The following is a 26,263-nucleotide window of genomic DNA, read 5'->3' as shown; positions in this document are numbered from 1 at the left end:
CCCCAGCCCCCTCCCCCTGGGAGAAGGCGCCGCGTCGCGTGTCCCAGATTCCCATCAGAACGACTGCCCGAGGCTGATGTAGAGCGCGACCGGGCGCTCGTGGTTGCCCTTGATCCGGTCGAGCGGGAGGGCGACGTCGACGCGGATCGGGCCGATGCCGGTGTAGTAGCGAAGCCCGAGGCCCACCGCGGTGCGGATGCGTTCGTCGAAGTCGGGGAGCGAGCCGGCGAACGCGGTGCCGGCATCGAAGAACGGCACCACGCCGATCGTGTCGGTGATCTTGATCCGGGCCTCGAACGAGGCTTCCAGCAGGCTCCGGCCGCCGACCGGCAGGTTGAACGGCCCGCGCGGCCCGAGCGTGCGATAGGGGAAGCCGCGCACCGAGCCGCCGCCGCCGGCGAAGAACCGGATGTTGGCCGGGATGTCCTCCAGGCTGGCGCCGGAGATCGAGCCGAAGCCGAGGCGGCCGGCGAGGATGTAGCGCGCCTCGTCGTCCAGCGCGTAGTAGGTCGAGCCCTGCGCCTTGGCGACGAAGATCGACGGATCGGAGCCGAGGAAGCCGGCATAGGGCGTCGCCGAGGCGGTGAGCCGGACACCCTTGGTCGGGTCGAGCAGGTTGTCGGTGGAATCGTAGGACACCGAGACCGGGATGCCGACCAGGCGGTAGTCGACCTTGCCCAGCGCGTCCTGGGCGCGGCCCGCCTGCCCCTCGACGCCGACCTGCGCGTAGAACGTGTCCGAGAAGCGGTGGCGGACGCCGAGCGTCCCGCCGGCGGCGTCGGCGACGTAGCTCTGCTGCGCCTCGCGGCCGGCGAAGAGGTTGGCGATCAGGTCGTTGCGGGTGCCCCAGAGCGCCGGCTTGACGAAGGTGGCCGACAAGCGCCCGCCGAGCCCGTTCGACTCGATGCCGGCGAGCTTGCGCTGCGTCGCGTAGAGGTCGTTGCCGAGGTAGAACAGGTCGGCGTCGAGGCGGATGGTCTCGCCGCCGCCGAACAGGTTGCGGTTGGCGTAGGTCGCCCGGATGCCGGGGCCGTCGACGGTGGAGTAGCGCGCCGAGACGCCGATCAGGTTGCGGTCGCGCTCGGTCACGTCGACGAAGATCGGCAGGTTGCCCTGCCCGTCCAGCGCCTCGCCCTCGCGCACCCGCACCGAGCCGAGGCCTTCGACCTTCACCAGCGCCCGCCGCATGTCGGAGAGCGCCTTGGGCGAGTACGGGTCGCCCGGCTCCGCGTAGATGAAGGAGCGCACCACCGCCGGGTCGATGTCCTTCGTGCCGCGCACGGCGACCGCGCCGAGGCCGGCGCGCGGGCCGGGGTCGACGGTGAAGGTCACGTCCATGACGTGGGCGGCGTCGTCCACGACGGGATCGCGCGACACCACCTTGGCGAAGGGGTGGCCGCGCTCGCGGAAGCGGTCGACGATCTTCGCCTCGCGGGCGAGCACCAGGCTGGAGCGCGCCGGGGTGTCGTCGTCGACCCGGGTGAAGCGCGGCGGCAGCACGTCTTCGGGGAAGGCCTGCCCCTGCGGATCGCGGACAGTGACGGTGCGGATCGTGTAGAGCGGCCCGGCATCGACCGCGATGCGGACCGGGACCAGGGCGCGGGCGCGCTCGGATTCCGCGGCGCGGGCGGCGGCGATCAGCGAGGCCTCGCCGCCGAGCACCACCTCCTCGATCCGCACGGTGACGCGGCCGGCGTAGTAGCCGTAGCCGGAGAGCGCGTCGGGCAGGCGCCGGATGTCGGCCTCGGCGCGGCGCACCAACCCCTCCCCGTCCGGCGGCGGCTCGCGGCGCAGGCGGTGCAGGGTCGAGGTGTCCTCCAGCGTCTTCTCCAGGTCCGAATCGTCGGTGCCCTGGATCTTGAGCGCGTAGGGCAGCGCCGCGGCGCTCGGGGCCAGGGGTTCCTCCTCGGAGCCGAACAGCCCGAACAGGTCGAAGGCCGCGGCCGGCGCGGCGGACAGCGACAGGCCGGCGGCGACGATGGAGCTGAGGACGGCGCCGGCCCGAGCGCCGTCGCGCGTGCCGTTCCGAACGCGCGGTCGGTCCCGGTTGCGTCGCGTCACGCCCGGCGGCCAGCCGTGCGCTGCAGGTTCGCGGCGTGCGAACGATCCGTCGCGATCATTTCGAAGTCCCCCCGTTGCCGCGATGCCGATCATGCCACGGCAGGCCTTAAGGAAGGCCGCCGCCGGTCCCCCGCCCGAGCCGGATCCGGGGTCGATCGGGCGCGGGGTCGATCGCCAGGACCCCATCGCGCACGCGGTCAAGCCTATCTGCCCGGGCCGGCTGCGGCAACCTTCGGCGGGCGCCGCGACGGTCGGCGCCACCGTTGGCCGCACTCTTGTCAGACGCCCGGGCGCGACCTACCTCTGCGACTGCGTCGATGCTTGCCGGCCGCCGCCGGGTTGCTCCGCCCGCTGTCCCTTTAGCCTCTTGCAAGGGCGTTGCTTCGACTGACATTCCATCTCGACATCCATACTCCCTCGCCCATCCCCACGCGTGGACAGCCGCTCGGGCCGGCGGGGTCAACACATCTGATACGACGGAGGTAGGCGCCATGAGCACGGGCACCGTGAAGTGGTTCAACGAGACCAAGGGTTACGGCTTTATCCAGCCGGATGACGGCGGCAAAGACGTGTTCGTCCACATCTCGGCAGTCGAGCGCGCCGGCATGCGCAACCTGATCGAGGGCCAGAAGCTCTCCTACGAGATCGAGAACGACAAGCGCACCGGCAAGCAGTCGGCCGGGAACCTCCAGGCTGCCTGATCCGACGGACGACGCCTCCGGACTTGAAGTCCGGGGGCGTCAACCTAGTCACTTGCTGTCACGGCGCTGCGGCATTTCCGCATCCGTGGCTGGATTTGGGTGGCGCGACGACGATTTCCGCGCTTCGTCACGATTTCCCGATGACGTCCAGGTTGCATGCCGGCAAGCGCTCGGTCATTGGCTTTTTCGATCCGCCGCAGGGCGGAAGACGCTTTGCTGCAGGGCCCGTTCCCCCGGCCCCGTCCCACGGATTGATCCGGCGCGGACGCTCCCGAAACCCCGAAGTGAGACACCGTACGAGAAAGGTCAGATGAGCGCATTCGACTATCGCAATTTCGACGACCGCCGTCAGCATTCCGCAGCCGCCAAGGCTGCCCTGCTCGCCAAGTTCAAGGCGCGCCCCCCGGCCGACGACCCCGAGATGATCGCCAAGGCCAAGGCCCGCGCCGAGCTCGTCCAGGCCCGCGAAACCCGCACCCGTGAGCGCGAGGCCGCCCGCATCGCCGCCGAGAAGCAGGCCGCGGAAGAGAAGCGCGCCCGCGAGGAGGCCGAGCTTTCCGCTCAGATCGCCCGCGAGGCCGCCGAGGCCGCCGCGCTGCAGGAGCGCAAAGCCTCCGAGCTCGCCGCGAAGAAGGAACTTCGCGATGCCCGCTACGCCGCCCGCAAGGCCAAGGTGAAGACCAAGCGCTGAATCCCGGACGCGCCAGCGCATCCGGCCGCCACACGACGCCGTCCGTTAGCCGCGGACGGCGTTGCCGTTTTCCGAGGAGGGCAAGCCGCCCTGTCCGTGGATGCCGAAGGAAAATCATGATCGCGCGGGACGTCCGACATCGTGCGCGCTGGGCCGCGATCTGCTTCACCGTCCTGCTCGTGACGCCGGCCCACGCGGAGCCTGACGACCGGATCGCCGCCTGCGACACGCTCGTCTCGCTGCGCCTTCTCGCGACGGCCAATCCCGATCGCGCGGCCGCCCTCGCCGCGGCCGCCGGCCGGCCCGGATGCAAGGCAGTCTCCCGCGCGGACGTCGGGGCCGTCGAGCATCGCGCGATGATCGGCGGCGCGCCGTTCGAATGCCTCGCCGTGAAAGGCGAGTCGGCCTGCCTCTGGGTCCAGCCTTAGCGACCAGACATTCGGATGGTCGAAGCCACGGCTCGCCGTGGCGGCGAGCGCATCGGGGGCTCGGGCCGAACCGCCGATCCGGCTTCGAGGACGCCGCCGGCATGCGCTGGTCGAAGCCGATGACTTCAACACGCAAGCATCGCCGGCGCCGTCGCCATTCCGGGCGTCAGGCGCTCAGCGGCGCGCCGATGCGGGCGCGGAGCTGGAGCCGCAGGTTCTCGTTGGCCAGGTTCTCGTGGGCGTTGCCCTCGGCGTCGAGGGCCGACATCAAGCGGAGGAGTTGGCTGATCGGCGTGGCGCGGCTCTGGACCGCCTCCGCGATCCGCTCGTGGAGGGGCCTGTCGATGCAGGGGATCCAGGTCTGTACGCTGGTCTCGGCCGTCTGTTGCATGATCCGCCCCGTCCTCAGAAGGATCCCAGGAAGTTCCGGCGGGGTGGCTACGCCTTTCGCGCCGCCGGCGCCAGCCTTATCGCGCGCTGTCCGTAGCCGGCGCGAGACTGCGTCGCATCCCGGCCACACGCATGCCAGGAATGCGGGGACAAGAGTGGGCAAGCTGGCGAATCACCCGTCGCCGGGCTTGCGTTTCGCCAGGGGCGAGGCCTCGAAATCCGCGAGCAGATGCTCCGGGCTGCGGTAGATCGCGATGCAGCCGGCGGCCCGCAGGTCGGCCTCGGGGAAGCCGCCGCACAGGAGCCCGATCGTGGCGAGCCCGGCCTTGCCGGCGGCCTGCGCGTCGTAGGGCGTGTCGCCCAAAACCACGATCTCGCTGCGATCGACGTCGTCGAGCCGCTTCAGCGCCGCCTGGAAGATGTCCGGATGGGGCTTCGAGCGCTCGGCGTCGTCCGAGCTGGTGGCCGCGTCGACGAGGTCCTCGATGCCGAGCACCTTCTGGTAGTGCTCGACCTCGCTACGCTTGCCCGAGGAGGCCAGCGCGATGGTCGTGCCGTCGGCGCGAAGCCGCTCGAACAGGGCGCGCACCCCCGGAAACGGCTTCACCCGGTCGCGGTAGTCCCGCTTGAACAGGTCGGAGCGGTAGGCCTCGATCGTCTCGCCCTGGTCGCGAAGCTGCGCCTCCGACAGGAAGACCGGCATCAGCTCGTCGCCGCCCTTGCCGATCTGGCTGCGGACCTCGGCGAAGTCGGTCTCCACGCCGAAGTGGCGGAAGGCCTCGACCCAGGCTTCCGCGTGGAGGTCGACGCTGTCGAGCAGCGTCCCGTCGATGTCGAAGATCGCGGCTTTCATCGGATCAGCGCGGAATCGGGACGAGGCGCAAGCCGTCGTCGGGCAGCAGGTTGCGGGTGGGGCCCCCGGTCTGCTGGCCGCGGCCCTGCTGATAGTAGGGCAGCTCCGGCCGCCGGTCGTTGTCGCCGCCGGAATCGTAGGCCCAGGCCGGCTGCCAGGGCGCGCGCCCGCCGACGGTGATCGGCACGGTCTCACCGAGGGGACCCGCCGCCGGACGGTCGCGGTAGACCTGCGCCTGCGCGGTGGCCGGGACGGCGAGCAGGGCGAGGAGAAGGCCGGCTGTGCGGAGTGTCATCGGATCCTCGTGACGGAACGGGCGGCGCGCGCGCGGCGCGCTCGCGCCTTCACCGGCAAATGCGTCTCGTCGGACAACGGTACAGCTTCGCCCCCGTTCCACGCCGCGTGTCGGAGCCTCAGCCCGCCGGAGCGTCGGTGCGCGGGTGGACGCGCCAGACGTAGACGCACAGGATCGCCACCGGCACGCCGAGCAGCGCCGTGCCGACGAAGAACCAGGCGAAGCCGACATCCTCGATGATGAAGCCGGAGGCGCCGGCGAGCAGGCTGCCGGGGAGCGCACAGAGCGAGGTGAGCAGCGCGTACTGGCTCGCTGCGTGCTCGCTTGAGGCCAGCGACGACATGTAGGTGATCAGCACGATCGAGGCGAAGGCGTAGGCGAAGCTGTCGATGCTGACGGCGGCGGCGAAGGTCCAGAACGCCCCGCCCCCGTCGCCGCCGTGGATCGCGAGGTAGGCGAGCGCGAGGTGCGAGGCCGAGCCGAACACGGTGCCGGCGACGAGGCTCGCCAGGATGCCGATCCGCGGCACCACGAAGCTCGCCAGGAACGTGCCGGAGAGCGCGACGCCGAAGCCGAACAGCTTGGTCACCGTGGCGATGTCGGTGTTGGAGTAGTGCAGGCTCTTGAACAGCGGCATCGCCATCGCGCTCGACACGTAGCCGGGCATGCGGAAGCCCGCGACCATCACGAGGATCGGCACCGCCATCGGCCCGAGCCGCGTGATCAGCTCGCGGATCGGCGCGATCACGGTCTCGACGAAGCCGGCGCGGGCTTGGGAATTGACATGGGCGGCGTTCCGATCGGATTCCGGCTCCGGCGCCATCAGCGCCGCGATCATGCCAGGCGCCATCAGCACGGCCATGCACAGGTAGGCGGCGCGCCAGCCGTAGGCGTCGGAGAGGTAGAGCGCGCCGGCGCCGGCCGCGAGGTTGCCGACCCGCCAGCCGACCTCGGCGAAGGACGACATCAGCGCCTGCCGCTCGGCCGGCGCCACGGTGATGCGCCAGCCGTCGATCACCACGTCCTGCGTCGCGCCGGCGAATCCCAGCGCCAGCGAGAACACCACCGTCCAGGCGAGCCAATGCGCCGGGTCGCCGAAGGCGATGCCGGAAAGCGTCAGCGCCACGCCGGCTTGCGTGGCGACGATCCAGCCGCGCCGCCGGCCGAGCCAGCGCCCGAGGATGGGGGCGTCGTAGCGATCGAGGAACGGGGCCCAGAGGAACTTGAACTTGTAGGCCAGCGTCAGCTCGCTCAGCAGCCCGAGGATGCCGATCGGCACCTTGGCCTCCGCGAGCCAGGCCGACTGCGTGACGTAGACCAGCAGGAACGGAATCCCGGAGCTGAAGCCGAGCCCGAGCATCGCTGCGATGCGCCGGTCGGCGAGGTGGCTCAGAAAGGACGGCTTGGCGGATGCGGGCGCGGCGGCCCCGCTCCCGGCGACGGCGTCTGGCATGCGGACCAAAACCCTGCTCTCGGAAAGACGCGAACCCGTCCCGCGCGGCCGAAGCACCGGGTATCCCGCATCCGACGCCGTCCGAGAAGGGCGAGGACGGCGACAAGAGCCCTTCGAACGATCAAGAGCCGTTCGAACGACAAGGGCCCTTCGAACGGCGAGAGCCCGCCCCTCGGGCGAGGGACGGGCTCTTGCGGTCGACGTCGAAGGGCCGTGCGGCGCCTCAGTGCAGGCTGGCGCCCGTGGCGGCGCGGGCGGATTTCGGCTTGGCGGCGAGGCCGGCGGCGGCGAGCGCCTTCGGAGCCTTGGGGGCCGCCGTCTTGGAAGCGGGGGTCTTGGGGGCTGACGTCTTGGAGGCCGAAGCCTTGGTCGCGGTGGTCTTGGCAGATATTGTCTTGGCAACCGGCTTCGCGGCGACCTCGGCGGGCTTCGCGACGGCCTTGGCGCGGCTGGCGCGGGGCTTGAGGGTCTTGGCCGGGCTCGGCGCCAGGCCGGTCGCGGCGACGGCCTCGATCGTCAGGATCGGCGCCGGCGCGGCGACCTCGGCCTCGGCGCGCAGCCAATGGGCGTCCGCGCGGCCGTGCACGCGGCCCTCGTCTTCCCAGATGTAGTAGGCGCGCTCGCGCACCCGGTGCTCGATGACATCCATGTCCGTCTCCCGTTGCTGTCCCTGGGAAACGATGAAAGCCGGTGGTTAAGGCGCGGTTAACGGGTTGCTGCGGTGCGAAACCGCCCTCCCCCGCAGAAGGATCAGCCCTTCGACAGCCGGCGCGCGTTCGCGCGGACCTTGCGCCGATAACCGGCGATGACCTTCGCGGTCGAGGCGCCGGAGGCCACCATCAGCGCTGCCTCGCCCGCCGCCACCACCTTCTCGGTGACCATGCGCTGCGCCTCGGCCTGGCCCACGGCGCCGCCCGCCGCGATCTTGATCAGCCGCATGCCGATCACCTGCTGGGATTCGAACGCCAGCATCGTGGCGTCCATCCCGAGCTTGTACCAGGAACCGAACATGCGTTGACACTCCAGGCGCTCAGCGCTCGACAAGCGACCCCGGCCGCCGGAGGTTCCCCCGCCCGGCCGCCGCGTCGCATTCAAGATTTTCGGAGGGAAGGGCGACTTATACCGAACCTCGGTGAGCCCGACTCATCGAGGTTCGGCCCCCGCGACTGCGGGGCGGCGGGCGTCCGCCGGACCTCATGGGTTCTGACCCATGAGACTTGGCATTAGTCGAAGCTGCGGCCCTTGGCGGCCGAGCCGCCGAGGCTGATCTTCTTCGCAGGCCCCCCGAGGCTGACCTTCTTCGGCTTCGGCGCGCCGGCCTCGACCACCGGGATGGGCGCGGGCGCGGGCTTGAGGTGCGCCTGCCCATGGATCACCGAGCCGACCTCGCCCGCGACCCGGATCAGGTCCTCGCGCTCGCAGGCGCGGGCCACCTTCAGGCCGAGCTGGTGCATGTGGCTCTTGCCGTAGAGGTAGGCCGCGAGCTGCGCCCGCTTGAGGGGCGCGATCCCGGCGACGATCTCGGGGAAGTCGTACTCGTCGGCCCGGTAGACCTCGCCGAGCAGTTCCAGGGAGACCGGGCAGGCGGCATCGGGCTCGGCGCCGCTGGTCGGATGGGCTTGGGTCATGGATCACCTCGGGTCGATGTCGGGTCCCCGGCGAGGCCGGCGACCGCGTCGGGGGATGGGTCGGCCGGAGCGGGCGCGGTCCGCGCACCCTCCGGCGGGGCGGCGGGCCGCGGCCGCTCCGGCCGCAGGGGCGTCGGCGCGGGCGGGCGGCCGAGGCAGCCGGTGCAGACCGACGCGATGGCGATGTTCGCGCGGACCGTGCTGCGCTCCCACACCGCTTCGCGCGCCGCCCGGGCCGCCGCGACCGCCGCGTCGGCTCCGCCGGAGCCGATCGCGGGCGGGGGCGCGTCCGCGGGACGGATGCGCAGGAAGAGCGGTTCCTGCGCCGAGGCCGGCGCGCCCGCAAGGGGAAAACTCGCAAAGGCCAGGACCGGAGCGAGGCACAGGGCGGACCAGCAGCGCATGCCTTCGCTCGTCTCCCTTCGGCCGGGCCGCGTCCGATGCTCCATCGAAGCGCCAGGGTTAATGCGAGCTTAACGGTTGCGGCGGCGGACAGATCCCGTCGCGGCGGACGGGACCCGCACCTGCTCTGCGCTTCGGGGTCGCCGGAGATCGGGCGGGCCCGGCATTAACCTTTCGTTAACCGTCAGGCGCCCAGCCTGAACTACGATTCGGAGGGCGGTTCCATGACGATCCTCGGGTTAGTCGAATGGCTCGGCCACGGCGTCGCCGCGGCGCTCGCCGGGTGGGCGGCGATCGGCCTCGTGCTCGCAGGTCGCGATAGGGGGGCGCCGGCCCTGCAACCGGTCCGGGTCCGCGCCCGCCGCCGCTGAGCCACCATCAGATCCCTTCGGCGTAGCCCGGCGCGTCCGCTGTCCCCGCGTCGCGGTGGCGCCGCTCCTGCGCCCGTCCGAGCCACAGGCTGTTGACGAGCCAGGCCGCCGAGAGCGGCACCGCCACCACCGAGACCGCCGCCGCGCCGAACCCGAGGGCACCCAGGCCGGCATAGGACCACGCCCCGGCCTGGTCGCCGAGGCGGTAGACCACGGTGTCGATGAAGCTCTTGGCCTTGTAGCGGTCTTCTCGCGGCACAACCGTGAACAGCACCTCGCGGATCGGCCGGCTGATCGCGAAGTTGCCCGCCCGCCGCAGCACCTGGAAGCCGACGATCGCCGCGATCGACGGCGCCAGCGCCAGCAGGCCGAAGCCGAGGATGCTCAGCGCCGGCAGGATCGCCAGCGTCAGCCCGACGCCGATCCGCCGCACGATCCGCCCGGTGAGGAAGAACTGCACCCCGAGGGTCAGCACGTTCACGGCGAGGTCGACGCCGGCGAAGAACGCCGTCTGCGCCGCGCGGTCGGGGAAGCTCGCCTTGGCGATCGCCGCCTGCTGGAAATACAGGTAGGTCGAGGTGACCGAGAACAGCAGCAGGAACAGGGAGATGTTGAGCAGGTAGGGCGAGGCCAGCGTCCGGGTCACGCCGGCGAACACGCTGCCGCCGATCACCTGACCGGTCCCCTGTTCGGGGCCGCCCGACGGCGCCTGCCGCAGGCGCTCGGAGAGACGGGCGAGCCCGCGCATGCTGAACACCGCGCATTCGAGCAGCACCACCGCGCCGAGCATCAGGCCCCAGGTCGGCACCGCCTTGGCGAGCAGGGCGGTCGTCGCCGATCCGGCGATGGCGCCCAGCGTCGCGCCGGCCGCGATGAAGCCGAACAGGCGCTTGCCCTGGCTCGTCGAGAACACGTCGACGATGGTCGCCCAGAAGATCGACACCACGAACAGGTTGAAGATCGACAGCCAGACGAAGAACACCCGTCCGATCCACACCTCCCAGTCCGGCGGCGCGAGGTAGAGGGCCAGGGCGAAGAGCAGGATGTTGCTGGCGAAGAAGCGGTAGGTCAGCGGCACGAAGCGCGCGCGCGGCATGCGCTTGACCAGCCACGCGAAGGGCAGGTTCAGCGCCAGCATCCCGACGAGCGTCGCAGTGAACAGCCACGGCAGGTTCTCGATGCCGCCGGCCACGCCCATCTGGTCGCGGATCGGCCGCAGCACGTAGTAGGCGGCCAGGATCGAGAAGATGTAGGCCCAGGACCAAGCCAGCGCCGGCCCCTCCCCGGGCCGGGCGCCGACCAGGCGCGCGAAGGCGTTCGAAGGCGCAGCCTCGGTCGGCATCGCGGCGTGACTCATCGCGTGAACCCGTTGCCAGAGCCGGTTCCGACGCGCCCTTCCCCCTCTGCGGGGGAGGGCGGCCCCTGCGTCAGCAGGGGTCGGGAGAGGGGAGCGCCGTATCCTGACAGCGCGCTCCCCTCTCCCGACCCACTGCATGGGCCACCCTCTCCCGCAGAGGGGAGAGGGAGTTGCCCATTGGCCCTCGTCACTGCGTCAGCCCGAGGGTCTTGCGCAGGTCCGGCGCGGTCTGCTCGTGGCCGAAGCCGGGCGAGCCCATGGCGAACTTGCTCGCGTCCTTCAGGCCGCCGACCAAAACCGGGTCGAAGCCGGCGTCGCGCACCAGGCCCTCGGCGACCTTGACCGCGCCCGCGTCGTCGCCGGCGATCGGGATCGCCATGCGCCCGCCCGCCCGGTCCTTGCCGCCGTTCGCGCCTTCCTTGGCGAAGACCTTGTAGTTGGCCGCGTTGAACGCCCGGACGAGCTTGGCGCCGGGGAAGTACTTCTCCGAGGTCGCGCCGATGCCGTTGGCCTGGACCTCGTCGTAGAGCTCGCCGTCGCGCGCCTTGGTGGCGTTGCCGGCATCGAGCACGACCTTGCCCTTGAGGGCGGCGGCGTAGGACTTCGAGAGTTCCGGATAGGCCTTGTACGGCACCGCCACGAACACCGCGTCGCCGAAGGCGATCGCCTCCTCGGGCGTGCCGGCCTTGGCCTTGTCGCCCAGGGCTTCGATCATGGGTTTCAGGGTCTCGGGATGGCGGGAGGAGAACATCACCTCGTGCCCGTCCTTGACCCAGAGGGTCCCGATCGTGCCGCCGATGTTGCCCGAGCCGATCACGCCGATCCGAATTTTTTTGGATGTCTCCTGCGCCAGTGCCGGAAATTGCGCCATCGCCGGAAACGCGAGGCATGCGAGGCCGGCCATGAGCGCGGCGCGACGGGAAAGTCCGAAAAGGTCAGAGCGCATCGATGAAGGCCTCCATCTGTTTCCGCTCGGCCGCGTCGGGCAGGCGCCCGCGGGCCGCGGCGAGGTTGTCCTCGACGTAGGCGACCTTCGCCATGCCGGGGATCGGGCAGGTCACGGCCGGGTGGCCGAGGACGTATTTCAGGAAGAATTGCGGCCAGGTCTCGCAGCCGAAGGCCTTGGCGAAGTCCGGCACCGCCTTGCCCTGGACCGCCTTGAACAGGCGGTCGCGTCCGAACGGCACGTTGACCATCACCGCCTGGCCCCGGTCGGCGGCGAGCGGCAGGATGCGCTCGGCCGCCTCGCGGTTGTCGATCGCGTAGTTGACCTGGATCGCGTCGAGGGTCTCGCTGCGCATCACGCGCTCCAGCCCGTCGAACTGCCCGTCCCGCCAGACGGTGACGCCGAGGTAGCGGATCCGCTTCTCCGCCTTGAGGTCGCGCAGCACCGCGAGGTTCTCGGTGGCGTCGATCAGGTTGTGCACGGCCACGAGGTCGATCCGCGCGACCTTCATCCGCGCCAGCGAACGCTCGAACTCGGCGCGCGTGGCCTCGCGGCCGGTGGTGTCGACCTTGCTCGCCAGGAATACCTTGTCGCGCAAGGCGCCGTCCGGGAGGATCAACCCGAGCACGTCCTCCGCCGTGCCGTAGCTCGGGGCGGTGTCGATCACCGATCCGCCGAGTGCCACGAAGCGCTCGACCGCCGCGCGCAGCGGCGCGACGGCCTCGGCCGTGGGGGCCACCTCGTAGCGGCGCGAGGTGCCGATGCCGACGACCGGCAGCATCTCGCCCGTCGACGGGATCGGACGGCGGATCAGCGTCTCCTCCGCCGACGCGCCCCGGGTCAGGGGCATCAGGGCGGCGGCGGCGATCAGCGCGCGGCGGGACAGGCCGCCGGGTACTGGGGACGCTGCAAGGGGCGCTACGAGGGGCGCTGTGAGGGGCGCTGTGAGAGGCATCGCGGGAGACTCCGTGGCGCGTGACGCATCCAGGCTCACCTAGGGCAACCGTGGGTACGCGTCGGTCTTTTCTCGATCGTGACGCGCGCGGGGGTCGGAGGACCGCTCGATCAATCCTCTTCCGGCGGATCCTCGAATTCCGCGCCCTCGGTGTCGGGGGCGATGCGGAACCGGTACTCGTCGATGGCGAGAAACGCCCGGTGCACCGCCTGCGGGTCGAGGCCGTCGCGTACCACCAAGGTTTGGAAGTCGATGAACAGGCGTGCGATCCGCGCCTCCCCCGTCAGAGCCTGGAGGGCCGAGGAGCCGGCCCCGCCGCGCATCATGAAGCGCTTGGCCGCGCCCTCCGCGTCCGGGGCCGGCAGCACCGCGACCTGGCCGGCGGTGTCCGGGCGCAGCTCCGCCCAGCGTGCCGGCGTCCAGGCGATGATGGCGTCCGATTGCTTCACAGCGCGAGCCTCCGCAAGCCGTCCCCGGCGAGCGGCCTACAGAATGCGCGCGCCGGGGAAAAGGCCTACGGCGCCCGCACCACCTGCCCGCGGATCTCGCCCTTCGGGTTCGCCGCGGTGTGGAGGTTGAAGTAGATCTTGCCCGCGGCGAGGTCGGCCGCCTTGGCGTCGTCGAGGGTGGCCGAGCCCTCGAACGGGCTGGCGGAGGCGGTCACCGGGACCAGCACGCCGGCATTGGCCCCGGCCTCGGCGGGACCGTGGAAGTGGGCGGCCGTCACCGGGCCGGTCAGACCGCTGTAGCTGCCCTTCCAGGTCAGCGTCTTGCCGGCGGGATCGTAGGTCGCCGAGACCTCGCCGGTGCCCTTGCTCTCGGTGGCGGGCACTTCCGAGCCCGCCGTCAGCGCAGCCTTGTAGGTCTGGCCCTCGGCCGCCGAAGCCGTGGCGACGGTGGCGGACAGCGCGAAGGCGGAGAGCGCCAGTGCGGCCAGGCCGCTGTGGATGTCGCGGATCATCGGATCCTCCCTGATGGCAAGCTGGGTCCGGGTTGCAGGGCGGTAGATAGGCGCGGCGGCGCGCGCGCCGATCACGTTGTCGCGCGCGACCGACCGATGAACGCGCGACCGCTCCGAGACGCCGCCCGTCGGAGTAGTCGTCAGGAGGCGGCGGCGTCCGGCGTGCCGGCCCGCGCGATCCGGGCGGCGGACTTCACCATCGCCAGCACGTCGCGGCGCATCTGCAGGTCAGAGATCGCCGAATAGGCTTTCAGCAGCTCCGCTGCGCCGGCGATGCCGAGGAAAGGCAGGCTCGCGGACTCGTCGACGGAACGCGACTCGCCGGATTCGCCCTCGAAGAAGGTCGAGACCGGCACGCCGAGATGGTCGGCGATCGTCTGAAGGCGGCCGGCGCCGACGCGGTTGCGGCCCTTCTCGTACTTCTGGACCTGCTGGAAGCTTACGCCCAGGGCTTGGCCGAGGGCGGTCTGGCTGATCCCGCGGGCGGCCCGAAGAACCGCGATGCGGCTGCCGACGGTGTGGTCGGCATCGGTGGGTTTCTTCTGTTCCGCGGTCGACATCGTGTTCGTCTCACTCGGGTTCGTGCCGCCGAGCGGGATGCCCGGGCGTGTAGAAGTGACCAAGCGCTCTCGAAAGACAATCTTGAGATGCGCTAAAGTCACGGTACGATTGTACCCCGTCCTTGCGGCGCAGCCACGCACTTTTCGAATGGGCGGTATGTCGCACGAGGGGGCAACGGTCGAGAATGAAACTGCGGTGCCATGGCGTGAAGCCCGCAGCCCGCGGAAAACGTACCTAAAGTATATCGATTGATTCGGGCAACACCGCTCTTCGCCCCGCTCCCAGGCTTCGACCCGGTCCATCGACGCCCGACGCGGCCTTTCCGCGACGGCAGCAATGCTCGACCGTGACGATATCGGCCGAAACGGCCGCATGCCGAGGGCGCTCGAACCTGCGAAGCCGGGTGTCGCGGAGCCGGATTATCATTCTTTCTCAAAGCTTTAATCGTTGTCGGCCCGCTGCCGCAGCCATCGTGGCCGGTCGTCCCGTCGGGACTTCGCCCCGCACCGGACATTGCGTCTCTACGGCGCGTTCTCAGTATTCGTCTCCCTGACCGAAATTCAGGAGTCCGAGGCGACCGATTCGGGATCGCGCTGTGCGCGGACCTGTGAACGGGTTTGCACGGTCGCGCCCGAAGAGCCGGCCCGATCCTGATGGGATCCTTATGGAATCGGGGCCGGCCGCCTCTCGCATTCCTACGGCGCGTCCGCCCAATCTGACGACCACGGCACGCACGACGCCGGGCGGATCGGTCGAAGCGGACCGGTCGGCCCGCGCCGGCGTCGCCGCCCCCCGTCGTTGCGGACGTTTCCCATGCTCGACCTCGCCTTCCTCGCAGGCGCCCTCGCCTTCTTCGCCATCGCTGCCGGCTATGCCGGCCTGTGCGCGCGCCTCTGAGGAGATCGCCATGCCTGCGACCCTGCCTCTCGACCTGTTCCTCGGCGCCCTCGTGACGGTCGGCCTGCTGGCCTACCTCACCTACGCCCTCGTCCGCCCCGAGCGGTTCTGAAGGACCGACCCATGACCGTGAACGGCTGGATCCAGATCGCGCTCTTCTGCGCGGTCGTGCTGGCGCTCGTGCGCCCCCTCGGCGGCTACATGGCCCGCGTCTTCTCGGGCGAGCGGACCCTGCTCTCGCCCGTGCTCGAACCGGTCGAGCGCGGGCTCTATCGCCTCGCCGGCATCGACCGGACCCACGAGCAGCACTGGCTCGCCTACGCCACGGCGATGCTCGTCTTCCACGCGGCCGGCTTCGTGCTGCTCTACGCCCTGCTGCGGCTCCAGGCGGTGCTGCCCCTGAACCCGGACGGGCAGGGCGCCGTGGCACCGGACCTCGCCTTCAACACCGCGGCGAGCTTTATCACCAACACCAACTGGCAGTCCTACGGCGGCGAGACGACGCTGTCATACCTGTCGCAGATGCTGGGGCTGACCCATCAGAACTTCCTGTCGGCCGCGACCGGCATCGCTCTGGCCGTCGCCCTCGTCCGGGGTTTTTCGCGAGCCTCGGTGCGGACCGTCGGCTCGTTCTGGGTCGACCTCACCCGCGGCACCCTCTACCTGCTGCTGCCGCTCTGCGTCGTGTTCACGCTGTTCCTGGTCTGGCAGGGCATCCCGCAGACTCTTGGCGGCGCCGTCGCGACGACGACCCTGGAGGGCGCGTCCCAGACCATCGCGGTCGGGCCGGTGGCCAGCCAGGTCGCGATCAAGATGCTCGGCACCAACGGCGGCGGCTTCTTCAACGCCAACGCCGCCCACCCGCTCGAGAACCCGACCGCGCTGTCGAACTTCGCGCAGATGGTCTCGATCTTCGCGATCGGCGCGGCGCTCACCAACCTGTTCGGCCGCAGCGTCGGCCGCGAGCGCCAGGGCTGGGCGATCCTTGCCGCGATGGCGGTGCTGTTCCTGGCCGGGATCGCGATCACCTACGGCGCCGAATCCGCCGGAAGCCCGGTGCTGAACGCGCTGGGCCTGCCCGGCGGCAACATGGAGGGCAAGGAGGTTCGGTTCGGGATCGTGGCCTCGGCGCTGTTTGCCGTCGTCACCACCGCCGCCTCCTGCGGCGCGGTCAACGCCATGCACGACTCGTTCACCGCCCTCGGCGGCATGATCCCGCTGATCAACATGGAGCTCGGCGAGATCGTCGTCGGCGGCGTCGGCGCCGGGCTCTACGGCATGCTGGTCTTCGTCATCGTCACGATCTTCGTCGCCGGGCTGATGGTCGGGCGCACGCCGGAATACCTCGGCAAGAAGATCGAGGCGCGCGAGGTGAAGATGGCGATGCTCGCCATCCTCTGCCTGCCGCTGATGATGCTGGGCGGCACCGCGCTGGCCACCGTGGTCGCCGCGGGGCTCGCCGGCCCCGCCAACGCCGGCCCGCACGGCTTCTCCGAGATCCTCTACGCGTTCACGTCGGCGGCCGCCAACAACGGCTCGGCCTTCGGTGGGCTCGCAGCGAACACGACCTTCTACAACACCACCCTGGCGGCCGGCATGCTGGTCGGGCGGTTCTTCGTGATCGTCCCGGCGCTGGCCATCGCCGGCGCGCTCGCCGCCAAGAAGACCGTGCCGGCCTCGTCCGGCACCTTCCCCACCGACGGCGGCCTGTTCGTCGGGCTGCTGGTCGGCGTGATCCTCATCGTCGGCGGCCTGACCTTCTTCCCGGCCCTGGCGCTCGGGCCGATCGTCGAGCACCTCGCCGGCGGCCTCGGCCAGACCTTCGCCGCAGGAGGCTAGGCCATCCGTGACGCCCTCCCCCAAGCCGTCGCTCGACCCTCGCCGCGACGCAGGCGGGGCGCGCAGCGCCCGCGCCCGGCCGTCGCCGGGCGCCGCCCCCCGGTCCGCGTCTCCGACCTGATCCTGGCGATGCTGAGCCTCACCCTCCTCGGCGCCCTCGGCCTCATGGCCGGCGCCGCCCTCCTCGGCCGCGCGCTGGGCCACTAAAGCCCGCCGGCCCTCCCCCGATCCGGACGAACCCCATGTCCCGCCCCTCCCAGACCCTGTTCAGCGCGGCCCTCGTCGGCCCGGCCCTCGTCGGTGCCGTGAGGAAGCTCGATCCGCGCCTGATGGTGCGCAACCCGGTGATGTTCGTCGTCGAGGTCGTCGCCCTGCTCACCACGATCCTGTTCGTGCGCGACGCCGCGACCGGGGCGGCGGACCTCGCCTTCTCCGGGCAGATCATCCTGTGGCTGTGGTTCACGGTGCTGTTCGCCAACTTCGCCGAGGCCGTCGCCGAGGGGCGCGGCAAGGCGCAGGCGGAATCCCTGCGCCGCACCCGGACCGAGACCCTGGCCAAGCGCCTGACCGGCCGAGGCGACGCCTACGAGACCGTGCCCGGCAACGGCCTGAAGGTCGGCGACGTGGTGCTGGTCGAGGCCGGCGACATCATCCCGTCGGACGGCGAGGTCATCCTCGGCATCGCCTCGGTCAACGAGGCGGCGATCACCGGCGAATCCGCCCCCGTGATCCGCGAATCCGGCGGCGACCGCTCGGCGGTGACCGGCGGCACGCAGGTGCTCTCCGACGCGATCCGGGTGCGGATCACGGCGGCTGCCGGCTCGACCTTCGTCGATCGGATGATCGCCCTCGTCGAGGGCGCCTCGCGTCAGAAGACCCCGAACGAGATCGCGCTCAACATCCTGCTCGCCGGGCTGACCCTGATCTTCGTCTTCGCCGTCGCCTCGATCCCGAGCTTCGCGTCCTACGCCGGCGGCGCCATCCCGCTGATCGTGCTGGTCGCCCTGTTCGTCACGCTGATCCCGACGACCATCGGCGCGCTCCTGTCGGCCATCGGCATCGCCGGCATGGACCGGCTGGTGCGCTTCAACGTGCTCGCGATGTCGGGCCGCGCGGTGGAGGCGGCCGGCGACGTCGACACGCTGCTGCTGGACAAGACCGGCACGATCACGCTGGGCAACCGGCAGGCCACCGCGTTCCGCCCCGTCCGCGGCGTCACCGAGCAGGAGCTGGCCGACGCGGCGCAACTCGCCTCGCTCGCCGACGAGACCCCGGAGGGGCGTTCGATCGTGGTGCTGGCCAAGGAGGGCTACGGCATCGGCGCGCGCGACATGGGGCACCTCGACGCCACCTTCGTGCCCTTCACCGCCCAGACCCGGATGAGCGGCGTCGACCTCGCCGGCGCGCAGATCCGAAAGGGCGCCGTCGAGGCGATCGTCGCGGCGGCGGGCGGCGGCCCGGTCGCGACGCGGGGCTCGAGCGCGGCGCTCGCCTACGCGCGGACCGCCTCGACGGAGGGCGTCGAGGAGGTCCGCGCCATCGCCGACGAGGTCGCCCGGGCCGGCGGCACGCCGCTCGCCGTCTCCCGCGACGGGCGGCTGCTGGGCGTGGTGACGCTGAAGGACATCGTGAAGGGCGGCATCCGCGAGCGCTTCGCGGAACTGCGCCGCATGGGCATCCGCACGGTGATGATCACCGGCGACAACCCCGTCACCGCCGCCGCGATCGCGGCCGAGGCCGGCGTCGACGACTTCCTCGCCCAGGCGACGCCGGAGGACAAGCTGGCGCTGATCCGCAAGGAGCAGGCGGAGGGCAAGCTCGTCGCCATGTGCGGCGACGGCACCAACGACGCCCCGGCTTTGGCGCAGGCCGACGTCGGCGTCGCGATGAACACCGGCACGGTGGCGGCCCGCGAGGCCGGCAACATGGTCGACCTCGATTCCGACCCGACCAAGCTCATCGAGATCGTCGGCATCGGCAAGCAGCTGCTGATGACGCGGGGCGCGCTGACCACCTTCTCGATCGCCAACGACGTGGCGAAATACTTTGCCATCATCCCGGCGATGTTCCTCGGGCTCTACCCGCAGCTCCAGGCGCTGAACGTGATGGGGCTCGCCTCGCCCCAGAGCGCGATCCTGTCGGCGATCATCTTCAACGCGCTGATCATCGTCGCGCTGATCCCGCTGGCCTTGCGCGGCGTCGCCTACCGGGCGGTCGGGGCCGGGGCACTGCTGCGCCAGAATCTCCTGATCTACGGCTTGGGCGGAATCCTGGTGCCCTTCGCCGGCATCAAGGCGATCGACCTCGCCGTCACCGCGCTCCACCTCGCCTGATCTTTCCCTTCGCGTCCCGAGACCCCGCCATGCTGACCCAGCTCCGCCCCGCACTCGTCCTGCTGATCGCGTTGACCGCGCTCACCGGGCTCGCCTACCCCCTCGCCATGACCGGGCTCGCCGGCCTCGCCTTCCCGAGCCAGGCCGCCGGCTCGATCGTCCTGCGCGACGGCCGACCCGTCGGGTCGAGCCTGGTCGGCCAAAACTTCACCAGCGCGCGCTACTTCCAGGGCCGGCCCTCGGCCACCGTCGCCGCCGACCCGGCGGATGCGGCCAAGACCGTGCCGGCGCCCTACAACGCCGCGAACTCGTCGGGCTCCAACCTCGGCCCGACCAGCGCCGCGCTCGCCGAGCGGGTCGGCGCCGACCTCGCCCGGCTGAAGGCCGAGAACCCGGGCGTGCCGGTGCCGGTGGACCTCGTGACCACGAGCGCGTCGGGGCTGGACCCCGACATCTCGCCCGAAGCCGCCCTGTTCCAGGTGAAGCGCGTGGCGGCCGCGCGGTCGCTCCCCGAGCCCTCCCTCCGCGACCTCGTCGCGGGGCAGGTCCGCGGCCGCTGGCTCGGCCTCCTCGGCGAGCCGCGGGTGAACGTGCTGGCCCTCAACCTCGCCCTGGACGAGATGGCGAAATAGCCCCGGTCGCCCCGTATTCCGCGTAGGATGCGCGCTCGATGACCGAGCCGAGCCGAGCCCCCGACCGCCCCTCCCCCGACGCGCTGCTCAACGCCGCGCGCCGGGCGGACCAGTCGCGTGGGCGGCTCAAGATCTTTCTCGGCGCCGCGCCCGGCGTCGGCAAGACCTTCGAGATGCTGACGACCGCCCAGGCCAAGGCCCGCGCCGGCCTCGACGTGGTGGTCGGCGTGGTCGAGACCCACGGCCGTGCGGAGACGGAGAGCCTGCTTTCCGGGCTCGAGATCGTTCCGCGCCGCGCGGTCGCCTACAAGGGCACCCGCCTCGACGAGATGGACCTCGACGCGCTGCTCGCGCGCAAGCCCACCCTGGCCCTCGTCGACGAGCTCGCCCACACCAACGCGCCGGGCTCGCGCCACCCGAAGCGCTACCAGGACGTCGAGGAACTGCTCGACGCCGGCATCGACGTCGACACCACCCTCAACATCCAGCACGTCGAGAGCCTGAACGACGTCGTCGCGCAGATCACCCGCATCCGCGTGCGCGAGACCGTGCCCGACGGCATCCTCGACCGGGCCGACGACATCGAGGTGATCGACCTCAACCCCGACGACCTGATCCGGCGGCTGGAGGACGGCAAGGTCTACCGGCCCCGCAACGCCACCCGTGCCCTCAAGCACTACTTCTCCCGCGGAAACCTGACCGCTCTGCGCGAGCTGGCCTTGCGCCGCACCGCCGACCGGGTCGACGACGAGCTGCTGAGCCACATGCGCGCCCACGCCATCCCCGGCCCCTGGGGGGCGGGCGAGCGGGTGCTGGTCTGCGTCAGCGAGGATCCGCGGGCGGCCGGCCTGGTGCGCTACGCCAAGCGCCTGGCCGACCGGCTGCACGCGCCCTGGACCGCGCTTTCCGTCGAGGGGCCGCGGGCGCAGGCGCTGTCGGAGGCCGCGCGCGACCGCATCGCCGACACCCTGCGGCTGGCCGACCGCCTCGGCGGCGAGGCCGCGACCGTGCCGGGCTCGCGGCGGATCGCCGACGACATCCTGGCCTATGCGCGAAGCACCAACGCCAACCACGTCGTGGTCGGCAAGTCCGAGCGCTCGCGGCTCTTCGAGATCCTGAACGGCTCGGTGGTACGCGACCTCGTGCGCGGCTCGGGCACGATCAGCGTCCACGTCGTCGCGGGCGAGGCGCAGAGGGAGACGCAGGACGCGGACCCGCCGAAGCCCCTGCGCACGGCCGCCCCGGAGCCCGCCCGCTCGGCCTGGCCCTACGCGGTCGCGCTCGGCGCCGTCGCCGTCGCCCTCGGGATCGCGCTCGCCTTGCAGCCGACGCTGGGGGTCGAGAACGCCGACCTCGTCCTGCTCACCGCGGTGGTCGCCGTCGCGGTGAGCTTCGGGCTCTGGCCCTCGCTCGCCGCCGTGGTGGCCGCGTCGCTCGCCTACAACTTCTTCTTCCTGCCGCCGCTCTACACCTTCACCATCGCCGACCCGACCAACGTCGCCGCCTTCTGCCTGTTCACGCTGGTCGCGGTGCTGGTCTCGAACCTCGCCGCGCGCACCCGCGAGGAGGCGCTAGTGTCCCGGGCGCGGGCGGTCGCGAGCGAGCGGCTCTACGGCTTCAGCCGCAAGCTCGCCGGCTGCGGCACGCTCGACGACGTGCTGTGGGCCACCGCCTACCAGGTCGCCGCCAGCCTCGAGGTCCGCGTCGTGCTGCTCCTGCCCGAGGACGGCGCGATCGCGGTGCGGGCCGGCTACCCGCCCGAGGACACCCTCGACGCCGCCGACCTCGCCGCCGCGACCTGGGCCTTCGACAACGACCGCGCGGCCGGCCGCGGCGCCGACACCCTGCCCGGCGCCAAGCGCCTGTTCCTGCCGATGCGGACCGGCCGCGGCACGCTCGGCGTGATCGGCCTCGATGCCGACCGGCCCGGGCCGATCCTCTCGCCGGAGAGCCGGCGCCTCGTGGACGCGCTCTCCGACCAGGGCGCGCTCGCCATCGAGCGCGTCCGCCTCGTCGAGGACCTCGACCGGGCCGAGCGCGCGGCCGAGACCGACCGCCTGCGCCAGGCCCTGCTCACCTCGATCTCGCACGACCTGCGCACGCCGCTGGCCGCCGTGCTCGGGGCGGCCACGACGCTGCGCGACCTCGACGACGCCCTCGACGGCACGGAGAAGGCCGACCTGCTGGCGACCGTCATCGCCGAATCCGAGCGCCTCAACCGCTTCATCGCCAACCTCCTCGACATGACCCGCCTGGAGGCCGGCGCGGTGGTGCCCAACGTCGCCCTCCACGACGTCGCGGAGGTCGCCGACACGGCGCTGCGGCGCATGGACAAGATCCTGGCCGCCCACCGCGTGGCGGTGGAGATCGCCAAGGACCTGCCGCCCTTGCGGCTCGACCCGGTGCTGTTCGAGCAGGTGCTGGTCAACCTCCTCGACAACGCCGGCAAGTACGCGCCCGAGGGCTCGACGATCCGCCTGCTCGGGCGACGGGAGGGGATGCGGGTGCTGATCGAGGTCCTCGACGAGGGCGACGGCCTGCCCGAGGCCGACCGGGAGCGGGTGTTCGACACGTTCTACCGCGTCGCCAAGGCCGACAGCGTGCGGGCCGGGACCGGCCTCGGCCTGCCGATCTCGCGCGGCTTCATCGAGGCGATGGGCGGCACCGTGACAGGCGCCAACCGCCGCGACCGCGCGGGCGCGGCCTTCACCATCGCCCTGCCGGTCCCCGCCGAGCCGGCCCGGACCGCGTCGGAGCGGGCCGCATGACCCTGCACGTCCTCGTCGTCGACGACGAGCCGCCGATCCGGCGGCTGCTGCGCACCGGGCTCGGGACGCAGGGCTACGCCGTGCTCGAGGCGCCGGACGGCCGTACCGCCCTCGAGACCTTGCGCCGCAAGGCGTCGGGCCACGAGACCGTGGACCTCGTGATCCTCGACCTCGGGCTGCCCGACATGCGCGGGCACGACCTGCTCGCCGAGATCCGCAAGGCGCATCCGGCCCTGCCGGTGGTGGTGCTGTCGAGCCGCGACGACGAGACCGGGAAGGTCGAGGCGCTCGACCTCGGGGCCGACGACTACGTCACCAAGCCCTTCGGCATGGGCGAATTGCTCGCCCGCATCCGCACGGCGCTCCGCCACCAGCTCGCGACGGAAGGGCAGCGCCCGCTGTTCCGGGTCGGCCCTCTGAGCGTCGACCTCGTGCGCCGCATCGTCCGGGTGGAGGAACGCGAGGTGAAGCTGACGCCGCGCGAATACGACTTCCTGCGCGTGCTGGTGCAGCATGCCGGCAAGGTGCTGACCCACGCCCAGCTGATGGGCGCGGTCTCGGCCTCGTCCGACCCGCAATACCTGCGGGTCTACATGCGCCAGCTCCGGCAGAAGCTGGAGGCCGACCCCGAGCGCCCGCGCCTGCTGCTCACCGAGACCGGCGTCGGCTACCGCCTGCGCGCGCCCGACGACGGCCTGTCGCGCTGACGGGTTCCCGGATGCGGATTTTTTCCTGAACGAACCCGTCCGGCGCGGGTTGTGCAGGCCGTAGAGCCGGCGCGCATCGCGGCGTCGCCGGCATCGCAAGGCCACAGCTTCCCATGGATCAGACCCGAGATACGACCTTGGACACGACGCCCCTGAAGGCCGCCGACTTCGCGGCCCCGACCGTCCTGCTCGCCGGCACGGTGGATTACGACATGTACAAGGACTTCCGGCGCCAGATCGGCCAGGCGCCGTGCGACGGGCTCGTCGTGGTCGAGCTGACCACGCTCGGCGGCGACCCGGAGGTGGCGCGGATGATGGGCGAGGACATCCGCTTCAAGAGCGCGATGAACCCGCAATGCCGCTACGCCTTCCTCGGCAAGGCGGCGATCTACTCCGCCGGCACCACCTTCATGAGCTTCTTCACCCGGAAGAACCGCTATCTCACCCCCGGCACGCGGCTGATGATCCACGAGCGCAAGCTCGCCAAGGAGCTTCAGATCAACGGCCCGCTCACCACCTGCATCGCCACGGTGAAGGCGACGCTCCACGAGATCGAATGCTCGATCGCGATCCAGAACGAGGGCTTCGCCAACCTCGTCGAGGGCTCGCAGGTGACCCTCGACGCGGTGATCGAGCGCGCCCCGTACAACTGGTACATCGAGGCCGAGGAGGCCCGCCGCCTCGGGCTGATCGAGGCCGTGATCTGAGGGTTCAGAACGCCAGCTTCATCCCCGCCACCACGTTGCGCGGGGCGCCGGCGTAGATCGAGCCGGTGACGGCGGCGAGCGCGGCGGCGCCGTTCTGCACGCCGGTCGTCGCGCTGATCGAGTTGGCGAGGTTCTGGGCGGAGGCCGCGTAGACCGTGTCGAACACGTTGCGCACCTCGGCGTAGACCGTGAGGCGCTTGGCGTAGCCGCCCACCAGCTCCGTCGCGTAGTGGACGTTGGCGTTGACGACGGCGTAGCCCGGCGCCTTCAGCTGGTTGGCGTTGTCGAGGTAGAAGTCGTCCTGGAACACGGTCTCGACGAAGGCGCCGAGCCCGGCGAGCGGCCCGGCCGGGACGTCGTAGCCGATCCGGGCCAGCAGCTGGTTGGCCGGCACGCCGGGGATGCGGTTTCCGGCGCGGTCGAGGCGTCGGGTCAGCGTGCCGGCGCTGAGCTGCTCGACGTAGCGGGTGTAGATCTGGTCGTCGAAGGTGTAGGCGGCCACCCCGCGCCAGCCCGGCGCGAAGGCCCAATCGATCCCGACCTCGATGCCGCGATGCTCGGATGCCGGGGCGTTGAAGGTGTAGCTCTGCAGGCCGGCGCCGGGCGATTGCGAGACGAGCTCGTTGCGGAAGAACTCGTAGAAGCCGGTGACGCTGAGGCGCAGGTTTTCGGTCGGCGTCCACTCGGCGCCGAGGTCGAAGCCGAGGTTCTCCTGGGTCTGCAGCCCGGTGTTGTTGCCGGGCAGGCCCGCCGCGGTCACGAACAGGTTGCTCGCCGCCGGCGTGGTGTACCCGGTGGCGACGCGGCCGCGGAACGCCCACTCCGTGCCCGGGCGGTAGACCAGCGCCAGCTCCGGGGCGACGTTGAGGAAGGTGCGGTTCACGTCCGCGATCGTCGTGGTCGCGCCCGTCGCATTGTAGGCGTAGGCGAGATTGCGCCCGGTGATCGCCGTGCCCTCGGCGCTGATGCCGACGACCCCCGTCCACCGGTCGGACAGCGCGACCTCGGTGCGGGCGCGGCCGCCGAGGTTCGACTGCACCGCCTCCTGCTCGCCGATCAGCGCGCCCAGCCGCGGGCCGCCATAGGGCGCGCGGTTGTAGGTCGAGATGTGGTTGTCGATCGTGTTGTAGGCCAGCGCCACGTAGCCGACCGCCGGGAGGCCGAACAGGTCGTAGCGCCGGGTCACGTCGGTGAGGAAGTTCCAGGACGGGTACGAGCCCCGCGAGGACGTCGCGTAGAACGGCTGGTTGAAGTTGCGCTCGTCGAAGCCGAGTTGCGTGCGCCACGTCGTCTGCGCGTCGATGTCGTGCTCGTAGCGCGCCGCCACGATCGTGCGCCGGTCCTTGCGCCCGAACCCGGCCTCGTCGGCGGTCACGCCCACCGTCCGGCCGAAGGCGCCGTTCACCATGAGGTTCGTCAAGGTGCAGCCGGCGGCGGCGGTCGCGGCCGCCGCGCAGCCGCGCTGGTACGGGTTGGTCCGGAAGTCGTTGAGCGAGGACCGGGCGGCGAGGTCCGCCTGCAGGTCGTTGTTGATCACCTTCAGGGTGAAGCGGTTGTCCGGCGTCGGGGTGTAGCTCGCGAGCAGGTCGATGGTCTGCGTGTCGTAGGACGCATGGTCCTGGTAGCCGTTGGCGCGCACGTCGCTGGCGAACAGGCTGATCTCGAACGGGCCGCTGGCGCCGCCGACCGTAAAATAGTTGCTGAGGTAGCCGAAGCTGCCGGCATCGGTGCCGACCTCGTACCCGTCGATCTCGCGGCCGGTGCGGGTGCGGAAGGCGATCGCGCCGCCGGTCGCGTAGTTGCCGAACAGTGCCGATTGCGGCCCGCGGAACACGTCGATGCGGGAATAGGCCCGCGGGTCGGCGATGTCGAAGCGCGAGGCGCCGTCGGGTTGGGTCAGGACGAACCCGTCCTCCAGCACGACCGTGTTCTTGATCACGCCGGTGGAGCGGGCGTTGTTGCCGCGGATCGAGATGATCACGTCGCGCCCGCCGTTGCCCTGGCGCACGGTGACCCCGGGGCTGTTGGCGAGCACCGCGCCGATGCTCGTCGCCGGCCGGTTCTCGATGGTGTCCCGCCGCCCGATCTCGGTCACGACCTGCCCGACCGGATGCTCGATGACGCTGGGCGCCGAGCCCTGCGGCGCGGCGACGCCGAAGGGGACGGCCGCCGCCGGGCCGTCGCGCTCGCCCACGACGGAAAGTTCGGACAGCGTCACGCTCTCTTCGGTGGGCGCGGCGGCGAGGGGAACGGGACAGGCGGACAGGAGCAGGATTCCGGCGCGCAGCCGGAGTTTTGACGGAAGGGACATCGGCTGGGCTCGTCTG

General features: G+C 71.3%; 27 protein-coding genes. 11 read left to right on the top strand and 16 right to left on the bottom strand.

Annotated elements, in window-relative coordinates:
• Window positions 1-54: 54 nt before the first annotated feature.
• Window positions 55-1,980 (bottom strand): autotransporter assembly complex family protein, encoded by a 1,926-nt coding sequence (locus FV234_RS13165; RefSeq protein WP_246685429.1) that lies wholly within the window; start codon window positions 1,978-1,980, stop codon window positions 55-57.
• 572 nt (window positions 1,981-2,552) lie between these two features.
• Here FV234_RS13165 and FV234_RS13160 point away from each other — a divergent pair.
• The 3 genes from FV234_RS13160 to FV234_RS13150 all read left to right on the top strand — a co-directional run bounded on the left by FV234_RS13160 (window position 2,553) and on the right by FV234_RS13150 (window position 3,881).
• Window positions 2,553-2,762, top strand: coding sequence for a cold-shock protein (locus FV234_RS13160; protein ID WP_147752522.1), 210 nt, complete (start codon window positions 2,553-2,555; stop codon window positions 2,760-2,762).
• A 310-nt stretch (window positions 2,763-3,072) separates the two neighbouring features.
• On the top strand, window positions 3,073-3,453 hold the full coding sequence (locus FV234_RS13155) for a DUF6481 family protein (protein WP_147752521.1): 381 nt from the start codon (window positions 3,073-3,075) through the stop codon (window positions 3,451-3,453).
• Window positions 3,454-3,569: 116 nt separating this feature from the next.
• Window positions 3,570-3,881 carry a hypothetical protein gene (locus tag FV234_RS13150; RefSeq protein ID WP_147752520.1) on the top strand — a complete coding sequence of 104 codons (312 nt, stop codon included), beginning with the start codon at window positions 3,570-3,572 and terminating at the stop codon, window positions 3,879-3,881.
• Window positions 3,882-4,047: 166 nt separating this feature from the next.
• On the opposite strand, the gene FV234_RS13145 is transcribed toward FV234_RS13150, so the two are convergent.
• From FV234_RS13145 to FV234_RS13110, 8 genes are all read right to left on the bottom strand, one after another.
• Window positions 4,048-4,272 carry a hypothetical protein gene (locus tag FV234_RS13145; RefSeq protein ID WP_147752519.1) on the bottom strand — a complete coding sequence of 75 codons (225 nt, stop codon included), beginning with the start codon at window positions 4,270-4,272 and terminating at the stop codon, window positions 4,048-4,050.
• A gap of 171 nt (window positions 4,273-4,443) precedes the next feature.
• Window positions 4,444-5,124 (bottom strand): HAD family phosphatase, encoded by a 681-nt coding sequence (locus tag FV234_RS13140; protein WP_147752518.1) that lies wholly within the window; start codon window positions 5,122-5,124, stop codon window positions 4,444-4,446.
• A gap of 4 nt (window positions 5,125-5,128) precedes the next feature.
• Window positions 5,129-5,419: a hypothetical protein gene (locus FV234_RS13135; protein ID WP_147752517.1), complete on the bottom strand. Its 291-nt coding sequence runs from the start codon at window positions 5,417-5,419 to the stop codon at window positions 5,129-5,131.
• 118 nt (window positions 5,420-5,537) lie between these two features.
• Complete coding sequence (locus FV234_RS13130) at window positions 5,538-6,872, bottom strand: MFS transporter (RefSeq protein WP_147752516.1); 1,335 nt, start codon at window positions 6,870-6,872, stop codon at window positions 5,538-5,540.
• Window positions 6,873-7,095: 223 nt separating this feature from the next.
• Complete coding sequence (locus tag FV234_RS13125; RefSeq protein WP_147829671.1) at window positions 7,096-7,521, bottom strand: DUF2934 domain-containing protein; 426 nt, start codon at window positions 7,519-7,521, stop codon at window positions 7,096-7,098.
• A 101-nt stretch (window positions 7,522-7,622) separates the two neighbouring features.
• A complete protein-coding gene (locus tag FV234_RS13120) occupies window positions 7,623-7,883 on the bottom strand; it encodes a hypothetical protein (protein ID WP_147752514.1) in 261 nt (86 codons plus the stop codon).
• A 212-nt stretch (window positions 7,884-8,095) separates the two neighbouring features.
• Entirely contained in the window at window positions 8,096-8,500 is a 405-nt protein-coding gene (locus FV234_RS13115; protein ID WP_147829669.1) for a hypothetical protein, read from the bottom strand.
• Window positions 8,497-8,904, bottom strand: a complete 408-nt coding sequence (locus FV234_RS13110) for a hypothetical protein (RefSeq protein WP_147829667.1) — start codon at window positions 8,902-8,904, stop codon at window positions 8,497-8,499. The genes FV234_RS13115 and FV234_RS13110 overlap by 4 nt, the downstream gene beginning before the upstream one ends.
• 222 nt (window positions 8,905-9,126) lie before the next feature.
• On the opposite strand from FV234_RS13110, the gene FV234_RS26210 reads away from it, so the two are divergent.
• Window positions 9,127-9,273, top strand: coding sequence for a hypothetical protein (locus FV234_RS26210; RefSeq protein ID WP_187273672.1), 147 nt, complete (start codon window positions 9,127-9,129; stop codon window positions 9,271-9,273).
• Between the two features lie 7 nt (window positions 9,274-9,280).
• Here the strand turns inward: FV234_RS26210 and FV234_RS13105 are convergent, their stop codons facing one another.
• From FV234_RS13105 to FV234_RS13075, 6 genes are all read right to left on the bottom strand, one after another.
• Complete coding sequence (locus tag FV234_RS13105; protein WP_147754244.1) at window positions 9,281-10,630, bottom strand: MFS transporter; 1,350 nt, start codon at window positions 10,628-10,630, stop codon at window positions 9,281-9,283.
• Window positions 10,631-10,817: 187 nt separating this feature from the next.
• Window positions 10,818-11,576, bottom strand: coding sequence for an NADPH-dependent F420 reductase (locus tag FV234_RS13095; protein WP_147754242.1), 759 nt, complete (start codon window positions 11,574-11,576; stop codon window positions 10,818-10,820).
• Entirely contained in the window at window positions 11,566-12,426 is an 861-nt protein-coding gene (locus FV234_RS13090; RefSeq protein WP_238272117.1) for an aldo/keto reductase, read from the bottom strand. The genes FV234_RS13095 and FV234_RS13090 overlap by 11 nt, the downstream gene beginning before the upstream one ends.
• Window positions 12,427-12,641: 215 nt before the next feature.
• Window positions 12,642-12,980, bottom strand: a complete 339-nt coding sequence (locus FV234_RS13085; protein WP_147754240.1) for a hypothetical protein — start codon at window positions 12,978-12,980, stop codon at window positions 12,642-12,644.
• 65 nt (window positions 12,981-13,045) lie between these two features.
• The gene (locus tag FV234_RS13080; RefSeq protein WP_147754239.1) at window positions 13,046-13,492 is read right to left on the bottom strand and encodes a CHRD domain-containing protein; all 447 of its coding nucleotides are present in this window, start codon (window positions 13,490-13,492) and stop codon (window positions 13,046-13,048) included.
• Between the two features lie 140 nt (window positions 13,493-13,632).
• Window positions 13,633-14,052 (bottom strand): helix-turn-helix transcriptional regulator, encoded by a 420-nt coding sequence (locus tag FV234_RS13075; protein ID WP_147754238.1) that lies wholly within the window; start codon window positions 14,050-14,052, stop codon window positions 13,633-13,635.
• Between the two features lie 908 nt (window positions 14,053-14,960).
• Here FV234_RS13075 and FV234_RS13070 point away from each other — a divergent pair.
• The 7 genes from FV234_RS13070 (at window position 14,961) to FV234_RS13040 (ending at window position 23,936) form a co-directional block, all read left to right on the top strand.
• Window positions 14,961-15,062, top strand: a complete 102-nt coding sequence (locus FV234_RS13070) for a K(+)-transporting ATPase subunit F (protein ID WP_147754237.1) — start codon at window positions 14,961-14,963, stop codon at window positions 15,060-15,062.
• Between the two features lie 11 nt (window positions 15,063-15,073).
• Complete coding sequence (gene kdpA, locus FV234_RS13065; RefSeq protein ID WP_147754236.1) at window positions 15,074-16,789, top strand: potassium-transporting ATPase subunit KdpA; 1,716 nt, start codon at window positions 15,074-15,076, stop codon at window positions 16,787-16,789.
• Window positions 16,790-17,031: 242 nt separating this feature from the next.
• Window positions 17,032-19,122: a potassium-transporting ATPase subunit KdpB gene (gene kdpB / locus FV234_RS13060; RefSeq protein ID WP_147829665.1), complete on the top strand. Its 2,091-nt coding sequence runs from the start codon at window positions 17,032-17,034 to the stop codon at window positions 19,120-19,122.
• Window positions 19,123-19,151: 29 nt separating this feature from the next.
• Window positions 19,152-19,754, top strand: coding sequence for a K(+)-transporting ATPase subunit C (locus FV234_RS13055; RefSeq protein WP_147754249.1), 603 nt, complete (start codon window positions 19,152-19,154; stop codon window positions 19,752-19,754).
• A 38-nt stretch (window positions 19,755-19,792) separates the two neighbouring features.
• Window positions 19,793-22,522, top strand: coding sequence for a sensor histidine kinase KdpD (locus tag FV234_RS13050; RefSeq protein WP_147829663.1), 2,730 nt, complete (start codon window positions 19,793-19,795; stop codon window positions 22,520-22,522).
• The gene (locus FV234_RS13045) at window positions 22,519-23,229 is read left to right on the top strand and encodes a response regulator transcription factor (protein WP_147754247.1); all 711 of its coding nucleotides are present in this window, start codon (window positions 22,519-22,521) and stop codon (window positions 23,227-23,229) included. Before FV234_RS13050 ends, FV234_RS13045 begins: the two co-directional genes overlap by 4 nt.
• A 137-nt stretch (window positions 23,230-23,366) precedes the next feature.
• Complete coding sequence (locus FV234_RS13040; protein WP_147754246.1) at window positions 23,367-23,936, top strand: peptidase S14; 570 nt, start codon at window positions 23,367-23,369, stop codon at window positions 23,934-23,936.
• Between the two features lie 4 nt (window positions 23,937-23,940).
• Here FV234_RS13040 and FV234_RS13035 read toward each other — a convergent pair whose 3' ends face one another.
• Window positions 23,941-26,247 (bottom strand): TonB-dependent receptor, encoded by a 2,307-nt coding sequence (locus FV234_RS13035; RefSeq protein WP_147754245.1) that lies wholly within the window; start codon window positions 26,245-26,247, stop codon window positions 23,941-23,943.
• Window positions 26,248-26,263: the final 16 nt, after the last annotated feature.

Source organism: Methylobacterium sp. WL8, from assembly GCF_008040045.1.
In the GTDB taxonomy this organism is placed as follows: Bacteria; Pseudomonadota; Alphaproteobacteria; order Rhizobiales; family Beijerinckiaceae; genus Methylobacterium; species Methylobacterium cerastii.
This window is presented reverse-complemented; position numbering and strand designations above follow the sequence as displayed.